The following is a 19,814-nucleotide window of genomic DNA, read 5'->3' as shown; positions in this document are numbered from 1 at the left end:
GTGACGTTACCCGCGGACCTTCACCATGAGCTTGCCGACGTTCTTACCGTCGAACAGCATGTTGATGGCCGCCGGCAACTGCTCGAAACCGTCCACCACGGTCTCCAGCGGGGTCAGCTTGCCATCGGTGATCAACCCGGCGATTTCGCCGATAGCCTCGGGGATGCGACCGAAATGGTCCAGCACGATGAAGCCCTCGACCTTGGCACGCTGGATCAGCAGGTTCCCGAACGCGCGCGGCCCCGGCGGGGGATCGGCCTCGTTGTAGCCGGAGATCATGCCGCACAGCGCAACCCGCGCACCGATGTTCAGGCGCGCGAAAATGGCGTCCATGATGGCGCCGCCGACGTTCTCGAAGTCGACGTCGATGCCGTTGGGGGTGGCCGCAACCAACTGCGCGTGCCAGTCGGTGGCCTTGTAGTCCACCGCGGCGTCGAAACCCAGCTGTTCGGTGAGCAGCGCGCACTTGTCCGGGCCGCCGGCGATACCGACGACACGTGCACCGTCGGCCTTGGCCAGCTGGCCGGCCACCGAGCCCACGGCTCCGGCGGCCGCCGACACCACGACGGTCTCACCCGGCTTGGGTTTTCCGATGTCGCGGATTCCGACCCAGGCGGTCAGCCCGGTCATGCCCAGCGCACCCATGTAGGCGCTGGGGGAGACACCCTCGGCGACGTCGCCGGGCATCAGCGGCATCGCGTCGGAGGCGACCACGTAGTCCTGCCAGCCCACCAAGCCCTGCACGGTCTGGCCGACGGGGTAATTCGGGTTCTTCGAGGCGGTCACCACCCCGATGCCGCCGGCGCGCATCACTTCGCCGATCCCGACGGGCGGCAGATAGGTCGGGGTTTCGTTGATCCACATCCGGTTGGTCGGATCGACTGAGATCCAGTCCACCCGGACCAGCGCCTCACCCTCGCCGATGTCGGGGATCGGCGCCTCGGTGAGCTCGAAGGTGCCAGGTGTGATGCGTCCGGTGGGACGTTCGCGCAGGAGAAAGCGGCGGTTTCGATCGGTCATGAGCGAACCGTACCCCCGGGGGCCGATCGTCAGGGTGTTCACTCTGCAACCAGGGCGCGACTTACTCGTACTTTTGCGCCCTCAGCGCAGAGTCAATACCACTGCCCAGGCCCCTGAACGTTGACTCTGCGCCGGTGGCGCAAAAGTACGAGTGGCGGGCGCCCTCAGTGCAGAGTCAACGTGCAGAGGGTTGGCAACCTCGGTCACAGGTTGGTCACAGGTTTGTCGGGCATGCTGTCCGGTAGAGCCCTATGCGGCAGCGGGCGCCGAAACCCAATAAGGAGGTCGACCATCGTGGCAAGAACAGCTGGAGCGCAGGTAATCGATCTTCAATCGCACCCGCGCTGGACGGCCGCGCGGCGGTATGAACGTCAACTCGAAGAGTCGATCGCACGCCATCCCGCGAACCGCGGCGGGCACCGGGCACGTGCGGTGGGCGAGGCTACCGGCTACCAGACCCGCACATAGTCGACGAGCATCTGCGCGGGGTAGGAACCCGGCCCGGGGTCGCCGCCGCCGGAACCGGCAACGGCAAGATTCAAGATCGGAAACAGCCGGTAGCCGGGGTTGTTGAAGGGCCAGTCGGCCAGGGAATTGGCCGCGACGGTGAAATACGGCGCAGCGCCCTCGGCGTAGTCCTGCCAGAATCGCATCCCGGCGTCATCCCATTGGACACGCCAGGTGTGCCAGGCGCTGTCCACGGCGATGTTATGCGTCTTCCATTTCGCGCCGTTGGCCTTGGAGTGCACGGTGGTCGCCGAGGGCCACTTGCCGTTGCCGTACCACTCGATGACGTCGATTTCGCCCTGGGAATCGCTGGACAACCACCAGGCCGGCCACGCGCCGGCAGTCAGACAGTCGAACTTGATGCGGGCCTCCCAAGTGTGCCCGATGCCGCCCTCCCAGGGGCTGAACACCTTGCCGCCGTAGTAGGTGTCGCCGTCTTTGGCGGCCCGGATCACCAGGTTGGAATTTCCGTCGAGGAACACATTGCGCCGGTCGTCCCGGTACTGCCCCACATGTTCGGGTAACTCCCAGAAGGTCGGGTCCTTCATGGTTTCGCGGGCCTTGGAGATCGTCCATTTCGCCGGGTCGGGCGCCGAGCCCGCCGGTCCGTCGAATTCGTCGTGGAACAGGTATTTCCCGGCGGGTTCGGCCAGTGCCTTCGGGGCGGGCACTGCCGCTGCCAGGGCGCCGATGCCGGTCATCATGAGCATCCGGCGGCGATCCATTTCGCGCATCGGCCTCAATGTCCTTACAACCTGGCGGCGACGAAGTCGGCGGCCTGATCGGCCATTCCGTCTCGGATGTAGGCATTGGCCATGTGCTGCGGCCAGTTTTCCTTCCAGGTGTCGGGGTCCGCTGGATTGCAGATCGGGTCGGCGCCGTGACACAGCTCGATGGTGCGGGAGTTGTAAACGGGGTTGAAGCTGGTGATCGGCCCGACCCACTGGCTTCCGTTGCCGAACAACGCGACCGCGGCGATGTGCTGATTCGCCCCCGGCGGCATGGGGTTGTCGAACCCGAACGCGGCGATCGGCACCGCGAGCACCACGTCGGTGACGGCAGCACCCAGCGAATACCCGCCCAGCACCAGCCGGGTGTCCGGGCAGGACTTGACCATGTACTGGATGTGCCGGCTCATGTCGTCGGCGCCGATGTCGACCTCGATGTCCGCCGGGTATTTGACCGCGTAGGCACCGACACTGCGATTTCCCACCTTGGACCGCAGCGAACTGATGAATGCGTTGCCGAGCACGCCGGGCCCCGGTGACTCCATCCGGCCGCGGGCGAAGACCACTTCCACCTGCGGGCAGGACACCGCACCGGCCGCGGGTAGCGCAACCGGCGTTCCGCCGGGCAGCACAACGGGGGCGACCAGCAGCGCCGCGACCGCACAGACCAGCACAACCGCCTGATCGATCGATTTCCGCACGATCGATTTCCACACACTGACAACCACCTCAAAGATGGTACCGACTGTTGTTACCATCGCGGCGTGCACGATTCGCAGGCAACATCACCCAGACGCGGCGCACCGAATGCGCTCACCCGCCGCGAAGCGCTCAAATACGCTCTCACCCCGGCTCTGGTCGGGCTGGCGGCATCGGCCGTCGCCGGCGCGCCGACGGCGTCGGCCGGCAACGGTCAGCTGCTCGACTTCGCCCAGCAGCAGATCCCACCCGAGGTCATCAAGGCCGCCGGATACCTCGGCGTGGTGAACTACGTGTCCGAGTCGCGGCCGGGCGCCAACTTCGGGGCAAAGCCGATCACCCGCGGCTATGCCGGCGCGCTGCGGGCAGCGGGTCTGCACATCGTCAGCAACTATCAGTATGGCAAGCCGGGTGGGACCGCACCGTCGGATTTCACCCGCGGCTACCAAGGCGGGGTGGCGGATGCCAGGACCGCGATCGCCCTGCACAACGCCGCCGGCGGAGGCCGTTCGGCGCCGATCTTCTTCAGCGTGGACGACGACATCAACCACGACATCTGGGCCGGCCCGGCCATCGCGTGGTTCCGGGGGATCAACTCGGTGCTCGGCGTGGGCCGCACCGGAATCTACGGGCATTCGCGAGCCTGCCGGTGGGCGATCGACGACGGGGTCATCGGGCAGTCATCCAGCGCGGGACACAGCTGGGCGTGGCAGACCAGGTCGTGGTCCTACGGGGAACGCGAGCCGGCAGCGGTGCTCTATCAGGTCGTCGTCAACGCCCCGCCCCTGGACGGTGTGTCGGTGGACATCAACGACATCCTGGCCGCCGACTACGGGCAATGGGACCTGCACCGCTGACACTTTCTGCCACGCATCGGCCCGCGGAAAGCCCCGAAGGCAGCCGGATTCTCGATTCGGTTTAGTCTCATCGAGGTGATCAGACAGCGCCTCCCGGAGGAACTTCGGCATCGCGATCCGGAGTTCCTCCGCACCGTCCTTCCTCCGCTCTGGCTGGCATCGACGGTGTGGTTTCGCGCCGAGGTACACGGCTTCGAAAATGTGCCCGACGAGCCGGTGCTGTTCGTGGGCAACCACAGCGGCGGGGGAGCGACTCCCGACACGTTCGTGTTCCTGCTCGCCTACAACACCTACTTCACCGTCGAGGGCCGTCCGCTCTACGCACTGGCGCACGACACCATCACCTCCGCGCCGGTCATCGGGGACATTACCCGCAAACTGGGCGTCGTCCCCGCCGCCAACTCCTTTGCCGAGAAAGTGTTCGACTATGGCGGCTCGGCGCTGGTATACCCGGGCGGCGATGTCGAGGCGCTACGCCCCTGGCGCGACCGGAACAAGATCGTCTTCTCCGGACGCAAGGGCTTCCTGCGCTTGGCGCACCAGTGCAACGTGAAGATCGTGCCGGTGGTGGCCACCGGCGGCCACGACACCCTGATCATCCTCAACGACGGCCGCCGGACCGCACAACTGCTGCGGCTGGACAAACTGGCCCGGGTGAAGAGCATGCCGATGACCCTCAGCATCCCGTGGGGCCTGTCACCGTTTCCGCTGCCGCAGATTCCGCTGCCGGCCAAGATCCGCATGCAGGTGCTCAAGCCCATCGACATCCGCACCCGGTTCGGCGACGAACCCGACTGGGATCGTGCGTCGGACTATGTCACCAGCGTCATGCAGGTCGGACTGTCCAAGCTTGCCAGCAAGACCGTCATCCCGATGGTCCGGTGAGATGACCCAGACAGTCAGTGTCACCCGGCACATCAAGTGCCCGCTGGAGATGAGCCGCCCCTTCGTCACCGATCCGCGCCGACTCTTCCCGGCGGTGTCGACATTCACCCGGTGCCGGTTCATCGAGGCACGCGACAACGGAGAACTGTGGGATGTCTACCTCGAGGGCGGCACCATCCACCTCGGCGGCCGGGTGCTCATCGCAAAACCGGCCGGCAGCCTGCTCACCTGGAGATCGCTGCAGGGGACCCGGCACTCGTTCTCGGCCCTGGTGGAGCCGGACGGCGCAGGCAGCCGACTCACCCTGACGTTGACTTTTTCCACCTCCGGACTGGCCATTGCCCGGCTCAGCGAGTGGCTCGGGCGCGGGCTGGCATCCCGGAGCCTGGAAGCGGCGGCCGAGGAGATCCGCCACCACCTCGAGTTCGAGCAGCAAGGCGCGGCGGAGGTTTCCCGCTCTACCTGACCCGGTCGGCGGCGAAGGTGGCGGCTTGGGCCGTCATCCCGTTGTCGATGTAGATCACGTGGGCGAAGATGTCTCCGCCCCCGGTGCAGATCGGATCCTCCGGCGCGCACAGGTTGATGAGCTTTCCGCCGTAGGCGGGATTGAGCGCCGGCAGCGGGCCGCCGCCCCACAGTGCGCTGGAGAACCCGCTGGAGGGCTCCCCGAAGAATGCGATCGCGGCGACATGTCCGGCAACGTCGGCCGGCATCTGTGTGCTCGCCAGATCGATCACCGTCGCCCCCTGGGAGTAACCGCCCAGCACGATCTTGGTCTTCGGGCAGCTGGCGACGGTGCCCTGGATATGGGCGCTGGCGTCGTCGGCTCCGGCGGTCGCGCTGTTGTGGTAGTCGTCGTTCGCGGGGTAGTTCACCGCGTAGACCTCGACGGACCGCCCGGCAAGCTGCGAGGTGAGCGAGTCGACGAAGGCCTGGCCGATATTGCCGAGTCCGGGCTCCTGGTGGGTGCCGCGGGCAAAGACGACCGAAACGTCCGAACACGGATCGGCGCCGGCGGCCGGAAGGTTGACGGGCACGGCCAGCAGGGCCCACGTCGCCATGACGAGGATACCGAGTGTGCGTGCGAGAATGCGTGCAATCATGCTCCGATCCTGGCATACGGGGTGCCCCGGCACCGCCTCGACCACCGGGGCGGGGCCGACATCAGGGGATCCAAAGAGATCCAAGGGGATCCGAACAGGATCCGAAGGGAGAACCAGTGGGCCCGGAGGCGAGGATGGCCGGAGCTGATCGCGCCTGGATGGTCGACACACTGCTGGCACTGTTGCAGACCCCGAGCCCCTCGGGACGCACCGACGCGGTGATGCAGCTGATCGGCGACATCCTCGATAACTGCGGCGTCCCGTTCTCGCTGACCCGCCGCGGGGCTCTGACCGCCGAACTGGCCGGCGAGTCGCCGACGATCGACCGGGCGCTGGTGGTGCACGCCGACACCATCGGCGCCATGGTGCGCGGCCTGAAGGACAACGGACGGCTCGAACTGGTTCCCGTCGGCACCTTTTCGGCGCGTTTCGCCGCCGGCGCCCGGGTACGCATCATCATCGACGATCCCGGCGAAATCATCACCGGAACGGTGCTGCCGCTGAAAGCCAGCGGGCACGCGTTCGGCGACGAGATCGACACCGAGCCCACCGACTGGGACCACGTCGAGGTCCGCGTCGACCGCAAGGTGTCCACCCGCGACGACCTGCTTCGCCTGGGGCTGCAAGTCGGCGATTTCGTCGCCCTGACCACCAGCCCGGAACTGACCGCCGACGGGTTCATCGTCTCCCGGCACCTCGACGGGAAGGCGGGCGTCGCTGTCGCACTGGCCCTGGCCAAGGCTTTCGCCGAGAACAGGGTGGTGCTGCCGCACCGCACCACGATCTTGGTGACCATCACCGAGGAGGTCGGACACGGGGCCAGCGACGGCCTGCCGGCCGATGTCGCGGAGCTGGTCTCGGTGGACAACGCGGTGTGTGCGCCGGGCCAGCACTCCATCGAAGACGGTGTGACCATCCCGATGGCCGATCTGCACGGCCCGTTCGACTATCACCTGACCCGCAAACTGTGCCGGCTGGCTGCCGACCGGGACATCCCGTTCGCACGCGACGTGTTCCGCTTCTACCGCTCCGACGTCGCCGCGGCAATCGAGGCCGGTGCGGGCACCCGGGCCGCGCTCGTCGGTTTCGGTCTCGACGGCAGCCACGGCTGGGAGCGCACCCACATCGATTCGCTGGAGGCCACCTACAACCTGCTGCACGCCTGGCTGCAAACACCGCTCACGTTCGCCCAGTGGGATGCCCAGCCGTCGGGCAAGTTGCGTGACTTTCCCTCGTCGGAGCAGCCCGCGCCCAGCGAGCAGTGGGTGCCGCTGTCGCGCGGCGAGCACGCGCCGCCGGGTGAGGCGTCACCCGGGACGCACTGGCCGCCCTCGGACGATTCGTAGTTCTGCGGCGCCGGGGCGCGGGTCAGCCCGAGGCGCCGAGGATCTTGAGCACGAAGATCAGCGAGTCACCCGGGCGGATGCCGGCGCTGGGCTGCCCCTGCGGGTAGCCGTCCTCGGGTGTCGCCGCGACGGCGACCGTCGACCCGACGCTTTGTCCCGCAATGGCTTTCTGGAAGCCGGGGATGACGCCGGTGAGCGGGAAGTCGACCGGGGCGCCGCGCCGGTAGCTGCTGTCGAACACCGAGCCGTCGCGTCCGTTGACGCCCAGGTAGCAGACGGAGACCTTCGCCAGCGGCGAAACCGTTGGGCCGTCCGCGGCGTTGAGGGTGTGGACCTGTGTCTGCGTCACGCTGAAGGGCCCGGTGACGGTCACCTGCGGAGCGGTCTCCTCGGTAGGTCCGACGACCGCGATGCTGCCGGTCGAGCCGGTCAGCGTCCAGTCGGGAGTTGCACCGCTTTGCGGGTTCGCAGTGGGACAGGACCCGGCCGCCGTTGCGATGCCGGGACCGGTGACGGTAAGAACGGCTGCCGCGGCGCAGGCCGCGACCGCGGCGAAGGAACACATCCGAAAGATTTTCACCGCCGTCACGCTACAGCCACATCGCGCATCCCGCCGCGATTAGCCTCGCGCCGCGCCGAGGCCCGCCGTCCTTGGCCCGCAGCCCTCCGCCCTCTGCTACAGCAGCGACCAGCCTTCGGGCAGGAAGGGGTTGAGGATCGGCGGGATGATCGCGTTGCCGGTCACCCCGGTGAACCGGACGGCGATCTGCGCGGGGATGTTGAGTGTCTGATAGATGCCGGCGCCGAGCCATGAGACCGGCAGCTGCAGGAAGCTCGGCACCGCGTTGACAACGGTCTGAATCGGGTCGTAGATCAAATAGGGGGCCGACGACGCCAGGGTGCGTGCGGTGAGCCTGACGGTGGTCGCCGTGTCGGGATAGCCCTGGGCGGCACAATCGGCGCTGAGCACGCTGAACAGGTTCGCGCCGGGATCGACGTAGGTGCCGTCGAACACCGACGACGTCAGCGGAGCACCCTGCATATACGGCAGGGTGGGAATGCCGAACTGGTCCATGATCGTCGGGGTCGTGCTGACGATCTGCCACGCATTGTTGATGAAGCCGTCCCGGGTATCGTTGCCGGCCTGATCGAAGATGAGGAAGTTCGCGGTCTCCCGGGGTGATTGGAAGCCATGGGTGATCCCGCCGATCTGGGCGGGCCCGAGCTCGCCGTGGTCGGTGACCACCAGGGTGGAGAACTGCTCCCCGTTTGCGGCCTCCCAGGAAGCCACCGCACCCAGCAGGCCACCACCACCCGGGGAGCCGAGGTTGGCGTCGACGTTCTGGATGGCCGCGGTGTACTGCGGCGAATCCCCGCCGAATGCGTGCGCGTTGGAATCGGGACTGTTGAAGTAGGTGAAGATGAAGTTGCCCTTGGCCGGGTCGGCGGCCAGGATCGCGGCCTGGCCCTGCTGGCCAACCAGATTCGACGTCGCCGACCAGGAGTCGTCGCCGGCGACCTGCGGGACGAACTGGATGTTGTCCGCCGGGTAGGCCCCGGCCTCGGCGATATCGGTGAAGGACGCCCCGGCTGCGATGACGGTGGTGTTGACGCGGTCGCCGTGGGCGGCCTCGAGCTGGTTGTACACCGTGGGCCAGTCGTCGTAGGTCCACGGCGTGAACACATTGTTCGACACCCCGGCCGTCTCACCCCACACCCCGGTCTGAATCGTCGTCCACGACGGATTCGAAATCGAGGTGTGCCCGACAATCGTCGACGCCGAGGTGACACTGCGGTTCATCAGCGCATGGAAATTCGGGGTTCCCGCCGGATCGGCCAGAATGCTCGCCAGATTCGTCCCATCCACACCGATCAGCAGGAAATTCGCATCCGGGGTCGCATTCACCAACAGCGCGGCCTCCTGCGGAGTCAGCAACGCCAGGTTCGAGTAATACGTGCCAGCCGCACCATTGACACCCGGGGCGCCGAAGAACGACCACGTCCGGCCACCGGCCCCGCCGATGCCGGCGGGGTTGGGCCCACCGCCGATGCCACCGATACCCCCGGCCCCGCCGTTACCCCACAACAACCCACCCGTACCACCGGCGCCACCGGCGCCACTGCGCAACGCACCAGTGCCACCGACCCCGCCATTGCCGATCAACCCCGCATCGCCCCCGCGCCCACCGGTCTGCCCCAGCAACCCACCCGAACCACCGGAACCCCCATTGCCCCACAAAATCCCGCCATCCCCACCGGCCTGCCCGGTCCCCGGCGCACCGTTGGCACCGTCACCGATCAACGGCCGCTCCAAGAACAGATTCGTCGGGGTATTGATCGCCTCCAGCACGCCATCGGCCACCACCTGCAGCGGCCCCGCATTCACCGTCTCCGTCGCCGCATACCCCACACCGGCGGCCTGAAGAGCCTGTGCAAACTGCTCGTGAAACGCCGAGATCTGCGCGCCAATCGCCTGATACTCCCGGGCATAGGAGGAAAACAGCGACGCCACCGCCGCCGACACCTCATCACCGGCAGCCGCCGCCACCGCACCCGTCGGTGCGAACGCCGCCAGGTTCGCCGCACCAATCGACGACCCGACATCGGCCACACCCGCCGCCGCCGAGGACAACAACTCCGGCACGGCAATCAAAAATGACATCAAGACCCCCTATGGGTGGCTACGTGGTGACCGACGGGTGTAGGGCAAGGCCCACTATTGCACTGTCCGGGCGGTTTTTCACGCAGGTTGGCCGTGGGCGCGGGATGAATGAAGATTCTCCGGTGCGGCCACGCGGTGATGCGTTGATGCGCTGACATCAGAAAGTGCGAACAACGCTGGACATCGATGGCGACGTCGTCCGCGCGACACGTGAACTCGCGGTGGGCGAGCGGCGGTCGTTGGGTTCGGTGATCTCGAAGTTGGCGCGCCGCGCCTCACCCCGGCGCGCATCGGGATGAGCGATGCGCTGAACGTCCTGGCAGCACTGCGCAACGCGGGCGGTCATCGGCTCCTCTCCGACGACGTGTCACTGGCCGACGACGACGTTCCCGCCATGCTCGGTCACCGCCAAGTGACTGATGCGCATCTGCTCACCGTCGCCCGCCGCGCAGGAGTTCGGCTGGCCACGTTCGACGCCGCCATCGTTTCCCTGGCGCAGGGGCGCGACGTGGAACTGCTCACCCCGAGGTGAGCCGGGTAGCTGGACGAAGTGACAGCGGGGGAGTCCATCGAATTCACCCACCGCGGCAATCGGGTCGCACGGCTGGCGTCGATCACCGAAGCCAGCAGCCATTGAACCAGTTCAGGGAGAAGTGTGCCCTCGGGCCGATCGACTGGGACCACCAGGGACATCGCGTCGTAAATCTGCTCGGCGTAGGAATCGATGTCGAACGCCTGCGCGGTCCGGGTTGCGTAGGCGTGAAGTGCGAGACGCAAATGTTCATTGCGCAGTCCCCGCTCGACCGTTGCGGCGCGCAAGCCGGGTTATACCGGGTTATACTACCTGAATGAAAACAGCCATCTCACTTCCGGATGAGACGTTCGATCGCGTTGCACAGCGGGCGAGTGACCTCGGCGTAAGTCGATCCGAGTTCTTTGCTCGAGCTGCGCAGCGCTACCTGGACGAGTTGGATGCACAGTCGCTGACCGGACAGATCGACAGTGCGCTGGAACGTGTCCATGGTGCCAACGAGGCAGAGGCCGCCGCCGTGGGCATCGGGCGTCGCGTATTGGATGCTGTGGACGACGAGTGGTGATCAGCCGTGCTGACGTCTACTGGGTTGACCTCGGACCGCCGCTGGGAAGTCGTCCCGCGAAACGCCGGCCGGTGCTCGTAGTCCAGTCCGACCCGTACAACGCCAGTCGCCTCGCCACGGTGCTCGGCGCGGTGATCACCTCCAGCACGGCCCTGGCGACGATGCCCGGCAACGTGTTCCTACCCGCGACCGCAACAGGACTCCCGCGTGATTCGGTTGTCAACGTCACGGCACTGGTCACGCTGAACAAGGCTGACCTCACCGATCGAGTGGGAAATGTGCCGCCGAGTCTGATGCGCGAGGTCGAGCGCGGCCTTCGTCGGGTGCTTAACCTCTAAACGGGCTCTTCGCAGTTGAGGGTGTAGGAGTGGTCGGCGCGTCGCTGTCGGGATAGGAGTCGGGGTTCTCCGATGATGGGAGTTCTCACGCTGCCCATCCGAAAGACCTCGACGTGGCTGACGCTACCTTCGCGTGCCCTGATCTGACCACGTTCCGCCGCCTCGACGAGTTCGGGTTGGAGTCACCCGCACGTTGGCTCACCAACCGTTGGGATGGCGACCCACCACGCTGCGTGTCACGCTCCGCTGTTACCGCTGCGCTGGATGCGCCCATGTGTGGCGTCAAGACGCCGGCGAGGCGGCCGAGTCACCCGCCAGGCTGTCTCGACGTGCGCTGCGGAGGGCGCTGGAAGCCCTTGTCTGCCAGCACCTGTCGGTGTCCCGGGGCGCCGAGGACGGGGCGGTGTCGTGGAACACCGCCGAAAACGCCGTGTTGACCGAAGGTCAGCGGGTGCTGATCGCCGATCCGGCGCGCTTCGACGGCGTGGCGGTGATCGGCGTCGACGAGCATGTATGGCGGCACCCCCGCCGTGGCGACAAGTACGTCACCGTCATCATCGATCTCACCCTCGCCCGTGACGTGAGTAGTCCGGCTTGGCTGCGCGACATGGTCGCCGGCCGCTGCAAGAAGGGCCGCACGATGATGACGGCGTTGATCGCTACACTGAGCACTGGTACCCGCGGTGCGCCACAGGAACTGATCACCCTGGGTTATCGCGGCGTAGATCGGCTGGCGCGGGCAGAACCGATCTACCGTGAGAAAGCAGCAATCTGATGGTTACCTCAATTAGTGAAGTCCTCTCGAATATCAACTACTGGGCTGTGCTCGCGGCCACCCTGTCTTCGATGATCGTGGGAATGGTCTTCTACCATCCGAAGGTCATGGGTGCAGGCTGGCAGCGCGCGGTCGGCCACACCGGTGAGTCGGTGCAGCGCGGTTCCAAGCTCATCTATTTGGTGCCTGTTGTTGCGAGTATCTGCACCGCCTGGGTGCTCGCCGCCGTGACAGGGCTGGCATTCGCGGCGAGCGGCGGTAGCTACTTCATCGTCACCACGGTGTGCGCGCTCGTACTCTATGTGGGGTTCACGGCTGCACGAGTCCTGGTGCACGACGCATTCGACCCGCGCAAATTCACGGTGACCGGATACACCCTCCTCAATGAGGCCATCACCATCTTCGTCATGGCGATCATCATCGGCGTCTGGCCGCCTTCGGGTCTGTAGCGTCGCACGATAAGCCAGGGAGATAACTCCATGACGACGAACGAGGGGTTCAAGAAGCACACCGTGCCGACGACTGCATCGGTGGCCTTCTGGTCGAGGCCTGGGCCGCCGAAGACGTTGCCGCCGAGTCCCCGCGTGCGGGGCAGGATGCCGACTGCGTCGCTGACGTAATCGGGCAGAGTGCAGCTGCGGGCGGCGCAGCCGATCACAACAAGTGTGCCGTTGGGTGCAGTGATGTCAGCGAGGCGCTGCAGGCTGGCCGCCAAGTCGGGAAGTGGTGACCGGCATTAGTTGCCGAAGCGCGGTGTTTGCAGATATTTGTGCAGATCATGCTGTTGAGAACGCGTTCGCGACTCGTTGTGCGCGGGATCTTGCGCGGTGCTGATTGCCGCGTCTCGCTGGTCAGCTGAGCGGTGACCAGAAGTGCCTAGCAGCTCACGGGATGGCGGCGGTTTGGGCTAGATGCCACGTGAGATCGATCTATTCGGCCCCGGTGTCGTCATGCACCGTTAGTCGGTTGGCTCGGCGGTGGGAGTGTTGCGATACTCCGTCGGCGTCACCCCGAACCAGCGTTTGCACGCGCGGGTGAAGACACTGTGTTCGGCGTAGCCGAGCTGGCGAGTTACTTGGGACACGGGCAGGTCGGTGCCCTCGAGCAGCCGGTGGGCCAGTTCGCGTCGGGCGCGGTCTGCCAGTTCGGCGAAACTGGTTCCCTCTGAGACGAGGCGTCGCTGCAAGGTCTTGCGGTGGATGCCGAACTGGCGGGCGACCAGTTCCGCGGTCATTTCTCCGGTGGGCAGCAGTTGACGGATGATGCTGCCCACCGTGCTGGCGATGGGTTGTGCGTGCTGGCGGTGGTGGTCGGTCAGGTGGGTGAGCGCGAGCTGGTGGGCCAGTGGATCGTGGTTGAGGGGGCGCTGCAGATCCGCGGTACGCAGGGTGAATCCGGCGAAGGGTTCGGTGAAGTGCGGCGAGGCGCCGAAGTAGGTGCGGTAGGTGGTCTTGGTGCCCAGCGGCGGGTGCGGCAGGTGGACCGCGATGGGCCGGTAGGTGGTGCCCAGGAACAGGCGCAGCGCGCGCAGGGTGAGCCCGAGGGCCAGTTCGATGGCCTGGGCCTGTGGTGGCGGGGGATCGAGCAGGAGGTCGTATTCGAATCGGCACCGCGTCGGGTCGGGGCAGGGCCTGATGCGTGCGGCGCTGCCCGAGCTGTAGGCGGGCATGTGGGTGTCGATGATGGTGAACGCCTCGGCGACGGTGGCAGCGGTGCGGGCGGCGAGGCCGACGGCGCCGAGGATGTCGATGCTCTGGTACCGCGCGAGCTGGCGGCCGAAGTCATCGACGCTGAGCACGGCGGCGGCTTCCTCGACGACGGCGATGGCGTTGCGCAGCAGGACGTAGCGATCGTGGCGGCCCGCGTCGGCGGGATCGATGCCGGCCAGTGTCAGCAGTGCGTCCGGGTTGCCGCCGAGGCGGGTCACGAGCGGCGCGAACCCGGTCAGGGATGATCCGCGGATCAGGTGCATGTCCCGAATAGTTAAAAATCTGTCCATTATTGTTAAGACATGTGAGGGGTTGATGCGACAGGGTGGATGTCCGGTTGTGGGATCGTGACGGTGGTTGCTTCCCGGAATGTGCTGGGCCGCAAGAGCTGATGTGCCTGGAAAGGGGCCGCATTGTCTGAGGGGCGAAGCGATCAGGTTGTGGCGACGGTACTGCCCGGCGGTGGAGTGTTGCCGTTCCCGCCGGTCCCGTCGGGCAGCATCGCCGGCCGCACGTTGCAGGAGTCGACGTACAGCCCGCGGAAGGTTCCGAAGCGTCTGCACGAGGACACCCCGAACGTCGTGATCGTTTTGATCGACGACGCCGGCCCCGGGCTGCCGTCGACGTTCGGCGGTGAGGTGACCACGTCGACGATGGACCGGATCTGCGGTGAGGGCGTGACCTACAACCGGTTCCACACCACGGCGATGTGCTCGCCGACGCGGGCGTCGCTGCTGACCGGTCGCAACCATCACGAGATCGGCAACGGGCAGATCGCCGAGTTGGCCAATGACTGGGACGGCTACGCGGGCAAGATCCCGCGCAGCAGCGCGACGGTGGCCGAGGTGCTGCGCCAGTACGGCTACGCGACCTCTGCGTTCGGGAAGTGGCACAACACTCCGGCGGAGGAGACCACGGCGGCGGGGCCGTTCGACAACTGGCCCACCGGTTTGGGGTTCGAGTACTTCTACGGTTTCCTGGCCGGTGAGGCCTCGCAGTACGAGCCGAACCTGGTGCGCAACACCACCATCGTGGCGCCGCCGCGCACCCCGGAGGAGGGTTATCACCTGTCGGAGGATCTGGCCGACGACGCGATCGGCTGGTTGCGCCGGCACAAGGCGTTCAACGCCGACAAGCCGTTCTTGATGTACTGGGCCAGCGGCTGTCTGCACGGGCCGCACCACATCATGAAGGAATGGGCGGACAATTACGCCGGGAAGTTCGATGACGGCTGGGACGCCTACCGGGAGCGGGTGTTCGCCCGGGCCAAGGACAAGGGCTGGATCCCGCAGGATGCGGTGCTCACCGAGCGTGATCCGCAGCTGCCCGCGTGGGATGACATCCCAGAGGATGAGAAGCCGTTCCAGCGCCGGCTGATGGAGGTCGCCGCTGGGTACGCTGAGCACGTCGACGTGCAGGTGGGGCGGCTCGCCGATGAGCTCGACGCCCTGGGGTACGCCGACAACACGTTGTTCCTCTACATCTGGGGAGACAACGGCTCCTCCGGTGAGGGGCAGAACGGTACCATCTCGGAGTTGTTGGCGCAGAACGGGATTCCGACCACGGTGCGCCAGCACATCGACGCTCTCGATGAGCTCGGCGGGCTGGACGTGCTAGGTTCGCCGCTGGTGGACAACCAGTACCACGCGGGCTGGGCGTGGGCGGGGTCCACGCCGTACAAGGGCATGAAGTTGATGGCTTCGCACCTGGGCGGCACCCGCAACCCGCTGGCGGTGCGCTGGCCGGCGAAGGTAGCCGCTGACCCGACACCGCGCACACAGTTCCTGCACGTCAACGACGTCGTACCGACCATTTACCAGGTGGTGGGGATCGAGCTGCCACACACCGTGTCCGGGGAGTCGCAGATGCCGCTGGCTGGTGTCGGTTTCGCGCAGACGCTGGTGGATCGGGATACCCAGGGCGGCAAAAAGACCCAGTACTTCGAGGTCATGGGCAGCCGCGGGATCTACCACGACGGCTGGTTCGCCGGTGCGGTCGGTCCGCGGTTGCCGTGGATTCCGGGCCTGCCGCCGGGGATGGCGACCTGGACCCCCGACCAGGACAGCTGGGAGCTGTATCGCCTGGATGAGGACTGGAGCCAGGCCAACGATCTGGCCGCGCAGATGCCGGAGAAGCTGGCCCAGATGCGCGAGATGTTCGCCATCGAGGCCGCCAAGAATGCGGTGCTGCCGATCGGCGGTGGGCTGTGGGTGCCGGTGTATCACCCCGAGCTTCGGATCGCGCCGCCATTCCGCGAGTGGGAGTTCTCCGGTGACATGATCCGGATGCCGGAGTTCTGCGCCCCCAGCCTCGGGAACAAGAACAACACCGTCACCATCGACGTGGACGTCCCCGCTAATGCCAACGGGGTGCTCTACGCCCTGGGCAGCGGTGCCGGCGGTCTGACCCTCTACATGGATGAGGGCCATCTCTGCTACGAGTACAACCTGTTCATCCTGCAGCGCACCAAGATCCGGACCGCCGCGAAGGTACCGCCGGGCCGGGCCACGGTGACCGTGACCACCGCCTACGCCGATCCGCGTCCGGCCGGACCGCTGGATGTCACGGTGGCCCGCAACGGCGAGACGATTGCCAGCGGCCAGGTGCCGGTCAGCGCGCCGCTGCTGTTCACCGCCAACGACTGCCTCGACATCGGCACCTGCCTGGGCTCACCGGTGTCGATGGACTACCGGGACCGGGCGCCGTTCCCGTTCGAGGGTCGCATCCACACGGTGCGCGTCGCCTACACCTGACGACATCGAGGGCTACCGCGGTCCCGTGCCGCAGCCGAACACACCGACCGAACCTCAGGAGGTAACACAAGCCGTGCCCGGAATCGCCGAGATCGCTTTGGGTGCCGCGCCGATCGCCGGCGGTGCACTGCTCGGCGCGGTCGCCGGCAACTTGAAAGCACCCGACGTGCGCGCGGTGATCAAGCCCGATCTCGACATGCTCGACCGCATCCCCGAGGATCAGGTGCAGCGCCGCGCGGCGCTGTCGCAGATGGTCGGGGCGCGCATCGACGACCTGGTCACCGCCGACCAGCGGGGCCGCGAGCTGCGCCAGGCGGCGGCAAGCTATCACGGCAGCTGGCGCGACATCGTGGTGTTCATCTGCACCGTGCTGTTCACCATCGTGTGGTGGCATGTTAGCCATCACCACGCCAACTGGCTGCCGATGTTCGTCGCGCTCATCGTGATGTCGATGATCGCCGGCGCCTACGCTGCCCGCAGCACGGTCCGCGCGCTCGCGCAGCTCCTGCGCCGCACGCCCACCGCCGCGGCCCGGCACTCCGCGCAGTATCGACCACGCCGCGGATCCAGACATGTCTGACGAACCCACCGGTAGCCCCTCAACGAACCGCCCCACCCCTAACGCGACAAGGAGAAGAACCCATGCAGAAACACGTTGGAACGCTATTAGCCGCAACGGGATTGGCGCTCACACCGATGACGTTCCTGGCGCCCGTCGCGCAAGCCGACATCTGCGCCGGCGCTCACGGCCGCTTCGTCGGGGTTGAGGGCTGCGGCGCACCCATCGCCCACATCGCCACCGGCGCGGCCATCGCGGGCGGGGTGGCCATCGGCTCGGCGGCCGTACCCCACTTTCCCGGCGAGATCCCCTGCTACACCGTCGAAGGAGTTCCGTACTACACCCCGCCCGGACAGCCGTGCTAGTAGCGAACGGATCGCGGTGGCCGGCATGGGTCACCGCGCTCGCGGCGCCGGCAGCACCTGCAGTGGGCCACGGCACCGCCTGAATGATCATCGACATGAAGGGAAACGAATGAAGCTCTGGGTAGCAGGTCTGGCGGCGCTGCTGATGGCCGCCACCGCGGGCTGCAGTGGCGAATCCGAAGCGCCGGCGGGTGGTTCCGCGGTGACGCCGCAGGAGATGCGTGAGATCGCCAAGGAGGCCTACACGTACGGCTTCCCGATGGTGGACATGTACCGCATCGAGAACGCCTACGCGGTGAACAAGGACAGCGGCCAGTACCTGGGGGGCTGGAACCAGATCCACAGCATCGCCCGCGTGTTCACCCCGGCCGACACCACGGTGCAGACGCCCAACTCCGACACACCGTACTCGTTCATTTCCACCGACCTGCGCACCGAACCGTTGGTGTTGACGGTGCCGCCGATCGAGGCCAACCGGTACTTCTCGCTGCAGTTCATCGACAACTACACCTACGTCTACGACCTGATCGGCAGCCGCACCACCGGCAACGGCGGCGGCACCTACCTGCTGGCCGGTCCCAGCTGGAAGGGTGACAAGCCCGCCGGTGTGGACAAGGTGATCCAATCCGACACCGACTTCGGCATGGTGCTGTACCGCACGCAGCTGTTCAACCCGGCCGACCTCGACAACGTGAAGAAGATCCAGGCGCAGTACAAGGTGCAGCCACTGTCGGCGTTCGAGAAGAAACCGGCCCCGGCGCCCGCGCCCGCGGTGGACTTCATCACGCCGCTGACGCCGGAAGAGGAGAAGACCTCGCTGGACTTCTTCAAGGTGCTGGGCTTCACGCTCAAGTACGCGCCGGTGAAGCCCGAGGAGCGTGAGCTGCGCGCGAAGTTCGCCACGATCGGGATCGGGCCGGACGGAGACTTCGATCCCGCGAAGCTGTCCGACGAGCAGCGCAAGGCCATCGAGGACGGCATGGCCGACGCGTGGGCCGAGTTACACACGTTCCAGACTGAGCAGCTACAGACCGGGAAGGTGACCTCGGGTCAGCTGTTCGGGTCCGCCGAGCAGCTCAAGGGTAACTACCTGTACCGGTTCGCCGGGGCGGTGATGGGCATTCTGGGCCTGCCGGGCGCGGAGGCGATGTACTTCCCGTTGACCAACGATTCGGCGGGCGGCAAGCTCACCGGCGCGAACAACTACACCCTGACCTTCGCCGAGGGGCAGCTGCCGCCGGTGAAGGCGTTCTGGTCGGTCACCATGTACAAGCTGCCCGAGATCCTGCTGGTGGAGAACCCGATTAACCGGTACCTGATCAACTCCCCGATGCTGCCGAACCTGGTGCGCAACCCTGATGGCGGGATCACGATCTACCTGCAGCACACCTCACCGGGACCGGAGAAGGAGGCCAACTGGCTGCCGACCCCGGCCGGCGACTTCCAGATGATCCTGCGCACCTACTGGCCCGAGCAGGCGATCACCGACGGCCAGTGGCTGCCGCCGAAGGTGACGAAGAGTTAGGTTATCGGAAGCTGCTGTGGTGCAGTCGGATTCGGGTGAGCCGGGGTGGGAGTCGGTCGGATCGTTAAGTATGGTGTCGCGCGGGCGAACGTCGACCGTATGGGAGGTTTGGCCCGCGGGAGCCGAGAAGAGGGCCCTGTACGCCCACGGTGGCACACTCACGTACTGCTAAACCTCGGTGCCATCAAGAACGTCTTCGCCGAGTCCGCCGAGCCGCCACACATCTCCAGAAGCTCTCCGCGAACGTCACGAACGCACGGGCAGCAGTCAACCAAGGACGGTAGCGACTGCGGCGACGAGGTCATAGTGCTCAGCGGGCAGGGCTGAGGTGAGTGCGGCGCCGGTGATCCAGGTGACGTTGGTGGAGGTGCTGGATCGAGACAGGTTGATGATGTCGGCGTCCGAAACTCAGGGATCCTTTCGGCAAGCCGGATGGCCAACAAACCGTCGCCAGTGCCGACGTCCACAGCGGTGCGAGCGGTGGATGACGCGGCGTCGATCACGACGCCAACGACCAGCGAACCGCTGTATCAGATGCAATGAGAAAACTGACCCGTCGGATTCTCACCCGAACTGATACACCGCAGTTCAGGACGCCGTCCGTGTATCTGGTCAGATGAGAACGGACAGCGTCTGCCGCTGTCAGGTAGTTCTGGACTGTCGAATCGCCCTGTCCGGCGCTGTCAGATAGTCGTGGATTCAGACTCAGCGCCATGGTTACTCCGGCCGAAGATCCGCAGGTGCACGGGCAGGGACCTGGGCGGGTGTCACTGTCAGATCGTTCTGGAACTGAGGGCGAGAAATTGGACAGCTACCAGGTTTTCCTGGATTACTCCCAGCTAGTTCCGGATCGGACAACAACGGACGCGAGCCCTTTCATCCAATC

At 66.3% G+C, this 19,814-nt stretch carries 19 protein-coding genes and 2 pseudogenes; 14 read left to right on the top strand and 7 right to left on the bottom strand.

The genetic code is table 11. The features are described 5' to 3' along the window. Positions 1–6: 6 nt before the first annotated feature. The 3 genes from ACK5M9_RS05440 to ACK5M9_RS05430 all read right to left on the bottom strand — a co-directional run bounded on the left by ACK5M9_RS05440 (position 7) and on the right by ACK5M9_RS05430 (position 2,983). On the bottom strand, positions 7–1,020 hold the full coding sequence (locus ACK5M9_RS05440) for an NADP-dependent oxidoreductase (RefSeq protein WP_416892165.1): 1,014 nt from the start codon (positions 1,018–1,020) through the stop codon (positions 7–9). Between the two features lie 449 nt (positions 1,021–1,469). After that, positions 1,470–2,261, bottom strand: coding sequence for a 1,3-beta-glucanase (locus ACK5M9_RS05435; protein WP_416892164.1), 792 nt, complete (start codon positions 2,259–2,261; stop codon positions 1,470–1,472). A gap of 14 nt (positions 2,262–2,275) precedes the next feature. Further along, on the bottom strand, positions 2,276–2,983 hold the full coding sequence (locus ACK5M9_RS05430) for a cutinase family protein (RefSeq protein WP_416892163.1): 708 nt from the start codon (positions 2,981–2,983) through the stop codon (positions 2,276–2,278). Between the two features lie 36 nt (positions 2,984–3,019). On the opposite strand from ACK5M9_RS05430, the gene ACK5M9_RS05425 reads away from it, so the two are divergent. The 3 genes from ACK5M9_RS05425 to ACK5M9_RS05415 all read left to right on the top strand — a co-directional run bounded on the left by ACK5M9_RS05425 (position 3,020) and on the right by ACK5M9_RS05415 (position 5,162). Continuing rightward, positions 3,020–3,811 (top strand): DUF1906 domain-containing protein, encoded by a 792-nt coding sequence (locus tag ACK5M9_RS05425; protein WP_416892162.1) that lies wholly within the window; start codon positions 3,020–3,022, stop codon positions 3,809–3,811. 75 nt (positions 3,812–3,886) lie between these two features. Continuing rightward, a complete protein-coding gene (locus ACK5M9_RS05420) occupies positions 3,887–4,696 on the top strand; it encodes a lysophospholipid acyltransferase family protein (protein WP_416892161.1) in 810 nt (269 codons plus the stop codon). Between the two features lies 1 nt (position 4,697). After that, positions 4,698–5,162 (top strand): hypothetical protein, encoded by a 465-nt coding sequence (locus tag ACK5M9_RS05415; RefSeq protein WP_416892160.1) that lies wholly within the window; start codon positions 4,698–4,700, stop codon positions 5,160–5,162. On the opposite strand, the gene ACK5M9_RS05410 is transcribed toward ACK5M9_RS05415, so the two are convergent. Next, positions 5,155–5,799: a cutinase family protein gene (locus ACK5M9_RS05410; RefSeq protein ID WP_416892159.1), complete on the bottom strand. Its 645-nt coding sequence runs from the start codon at positions 5,797–5,799 to the stop codon at positions 5,155–5,157. The two genes, ACK5M9_RS05415 and ACK5M9_RS05410, sit on opposite strands and share 8 nt — an antisense overlap. 116 nt (positions 5,800–5,915) lie before the next feature. Here ACK5M9_RS05410 and ACK5M9_RS05405 point away from each other — a divergent pair, with 116 nt between their 5' ends. Next, positions 5,916–7,145: an osmoprotectant NAGGN system M42 family peptidase gene (locus ACK5M9_RS05405; protein WP_416892158.1), complete on the top strand. Its 1,230-nt coding sequence runs from the start codon at positions 5,916–5,918 to the stop codon at positions 7,143–7,145. 22 nt (positions 7,146–7,167) lie between these two features. Here the strand turns inward: ACK5M9_RS05405 and ACK5M9_RS05400 are convergent, their stop codons facing one another. Together ACK5M9_RS05400 and ACK5M9_RS05395 are read right to left on the bottom strand one after the other, a co-directional pair. After that, complete coding sequence (locus tag ACK5M9_RS05400; RefSeq protein ID WP_416892182.1) at positions 7,168–7,710, bottom strand: FKBP-type peptidyl-prolyl cis-trans isomerase; 543 nt, start codon at positions 7,708–7,710, stop codon at positions 7,168–7,170. 111 nt (positions 7,711–7,821) lie between these two features. Further along, positions 7,822–9,807, bottom strand: coding sequence for a PE domain-containing protein (locus tag ACK5M9_RS05395; protein ID WP_416892157.1), 1,986 nt, complete (start codon positions 9,805–9,807; stop codon positions 7,822–7,824). Positions 9,808–9,971: 164 nt separating this feature from the next. On the opposite strand from ACK5M9_RS05395, the gene ACK5M9_RS05390 reads away from it, so the two are divergent. The 6 genes and pseudogenes from ACK5M9_RS05390 (at position 9,972) to ACK5M9_RS05365 (ending at position 12,466) form a co-directional block, all read left to right on the top strand. After that, positions 9,972–10,106 (top strand): hypothetical protein, encoded by a 135-nt coding sequence (locus ACK5M9_RS05390; RefSeq protein ID WP_416892156.1) that lies wholly within the window; start codon positions 9,972–9,974, stop codon positions 10,104–10,106. Further along, positions 10,088–10,339 (top strand): annotated as a pseudogene (locus ACK5M9_RS05385) (VapC toxin family PIN domain ribonuclease); the annotation flags it as partial. The gene ACK5M9_RS05390 and the pseudogene ACK5M9_RS05385, both read left to right, overlap by 19 nt. 316 nt (positions 10,340–10,655) lie before the next feature. Then, positions 10,656–10,904, top strand: coding sequence for a ribbon-helix-helix protein, CopG family (locus ACK5M9_RS05380; protein ID WP_416892155.1), 249 nt, complete (start codon positions 10,656–10,658; stop codon positions 10,902–10,904). After that, entirely contained in the window at positions 10,898–11,242 is a 345-nt protein-coding gene (locus ACK5M9_RS05375) for a type II toxin-antitoxin system PemK/MazF family toxin (RefSeq protein WP_416892154.1), read from the top strand. The genes ACK5M9_RS05380 and ACK5M9_RS05375 overlap by 7 nt, the downstream gene beginning before the upstream one ends. 113 nt (positions 11,243–11,355) lie before the next feature. Then, a pseudogene (locus tag ACK5M9_RS05370) lies at positions 11,356–11,870 on the top strand (ISL3 family transposase); the annotation flags it as partial. Positions 11,871–12,016: 146 nt separating this feature from the next. Beyond that, positions 12,017–12,466, top strand: coding sequence for a DUF1761 domain-containing protein (locus ACK5M9_RS05365; protein ID WP_416892153.1), 450 nt, complete (start codon positions 12,017–12,019; stop codon positions 12,464–12,466). Between the two features lie 509 nt (positions 12,467–12,975). On the opposite strand, the gene ACK5M9_RS05360 is transcribed toward ACK5M9_RS05365, so the two are convergent. Next, positions 12,976–13,989 (bottom strand): AraC family transcriptional regulator, encoded by a 1,014-nt coding sequence (locus ACK5M9_RS05360; protein WP_416892152.1) that lies wholly within the window; start codon positions 13,987–13,989, stop codon positions 12,976–12,978. Between the two features lie 177 nt (positions 13,990–14,166). Here ACK5M9_RS05360 and ACK5M9_RS05355 point away from each other — a divergent pair, with 177 nt between their 5' ends. From ACK5M9_RS05355 to ACK5M9_RS05340, 4 genes are all read left to right on the top strand, one after another. After that, positions 14,167–16,479: an arylsulfatase gene (locus tag ACK5M9_RS05355; RefSeq protein WP_416892151.1), complete on the top strand. Its 2,313-nt coding sequence runs from the start codon at positions 14,167–14,169 to the stop codon at positions 16,477–16,479. A 73-nt stretch (positions 16,480–16,552) separates the two neighbouring features. Next, complete coding sequence (locus ACK5M9_RS05350) at positions 16,553–17,059, top strand: hypothetical protein (protein WP_416892150.1); 507 nt, start codon at positions 16,553–16,555, stop codon at positions 17,057–17,059. Positions 17,060–17,121: 62 nt separating this feature from the next. After that, a complete protein-coding gene (locus ACK5M9_RS05345) occupies positions 17,122–17,403 on the top strand; it encodes a hypothetical protein (protein ID WP_416892149.1) in 282 nt (93 codons plus the stop codon). 109 nt (positions 17,404–17,512) lie between these two features. Next, positions 17,513–18,928 carry a DUF1254 domain-containing protein gene (locus tag ACK5M9_RS05340; protein WP_416892148.1) on the top strand — a complete coding sequence of 472 codons (1,416 nt, stop codon included), beginning with the start codon at positions 17,513–17,515 and terminating at the stop codon, positions 18,926–18,928. The last annotated feature ends 886 nt before the right edge of the window (positions 18,929–19,814 follow it).

The organism is Mycobacterium sp., from assembly GCF_047975165.1.
GTDB lineage: Bacteria > Actinomycetota > Actinomycetes > Mycobacteriales > Mycobacteriaceae > Mycobacterium.
This window is presented reverse-complemented; position numbering and strand designations above follow the sequence as displayed.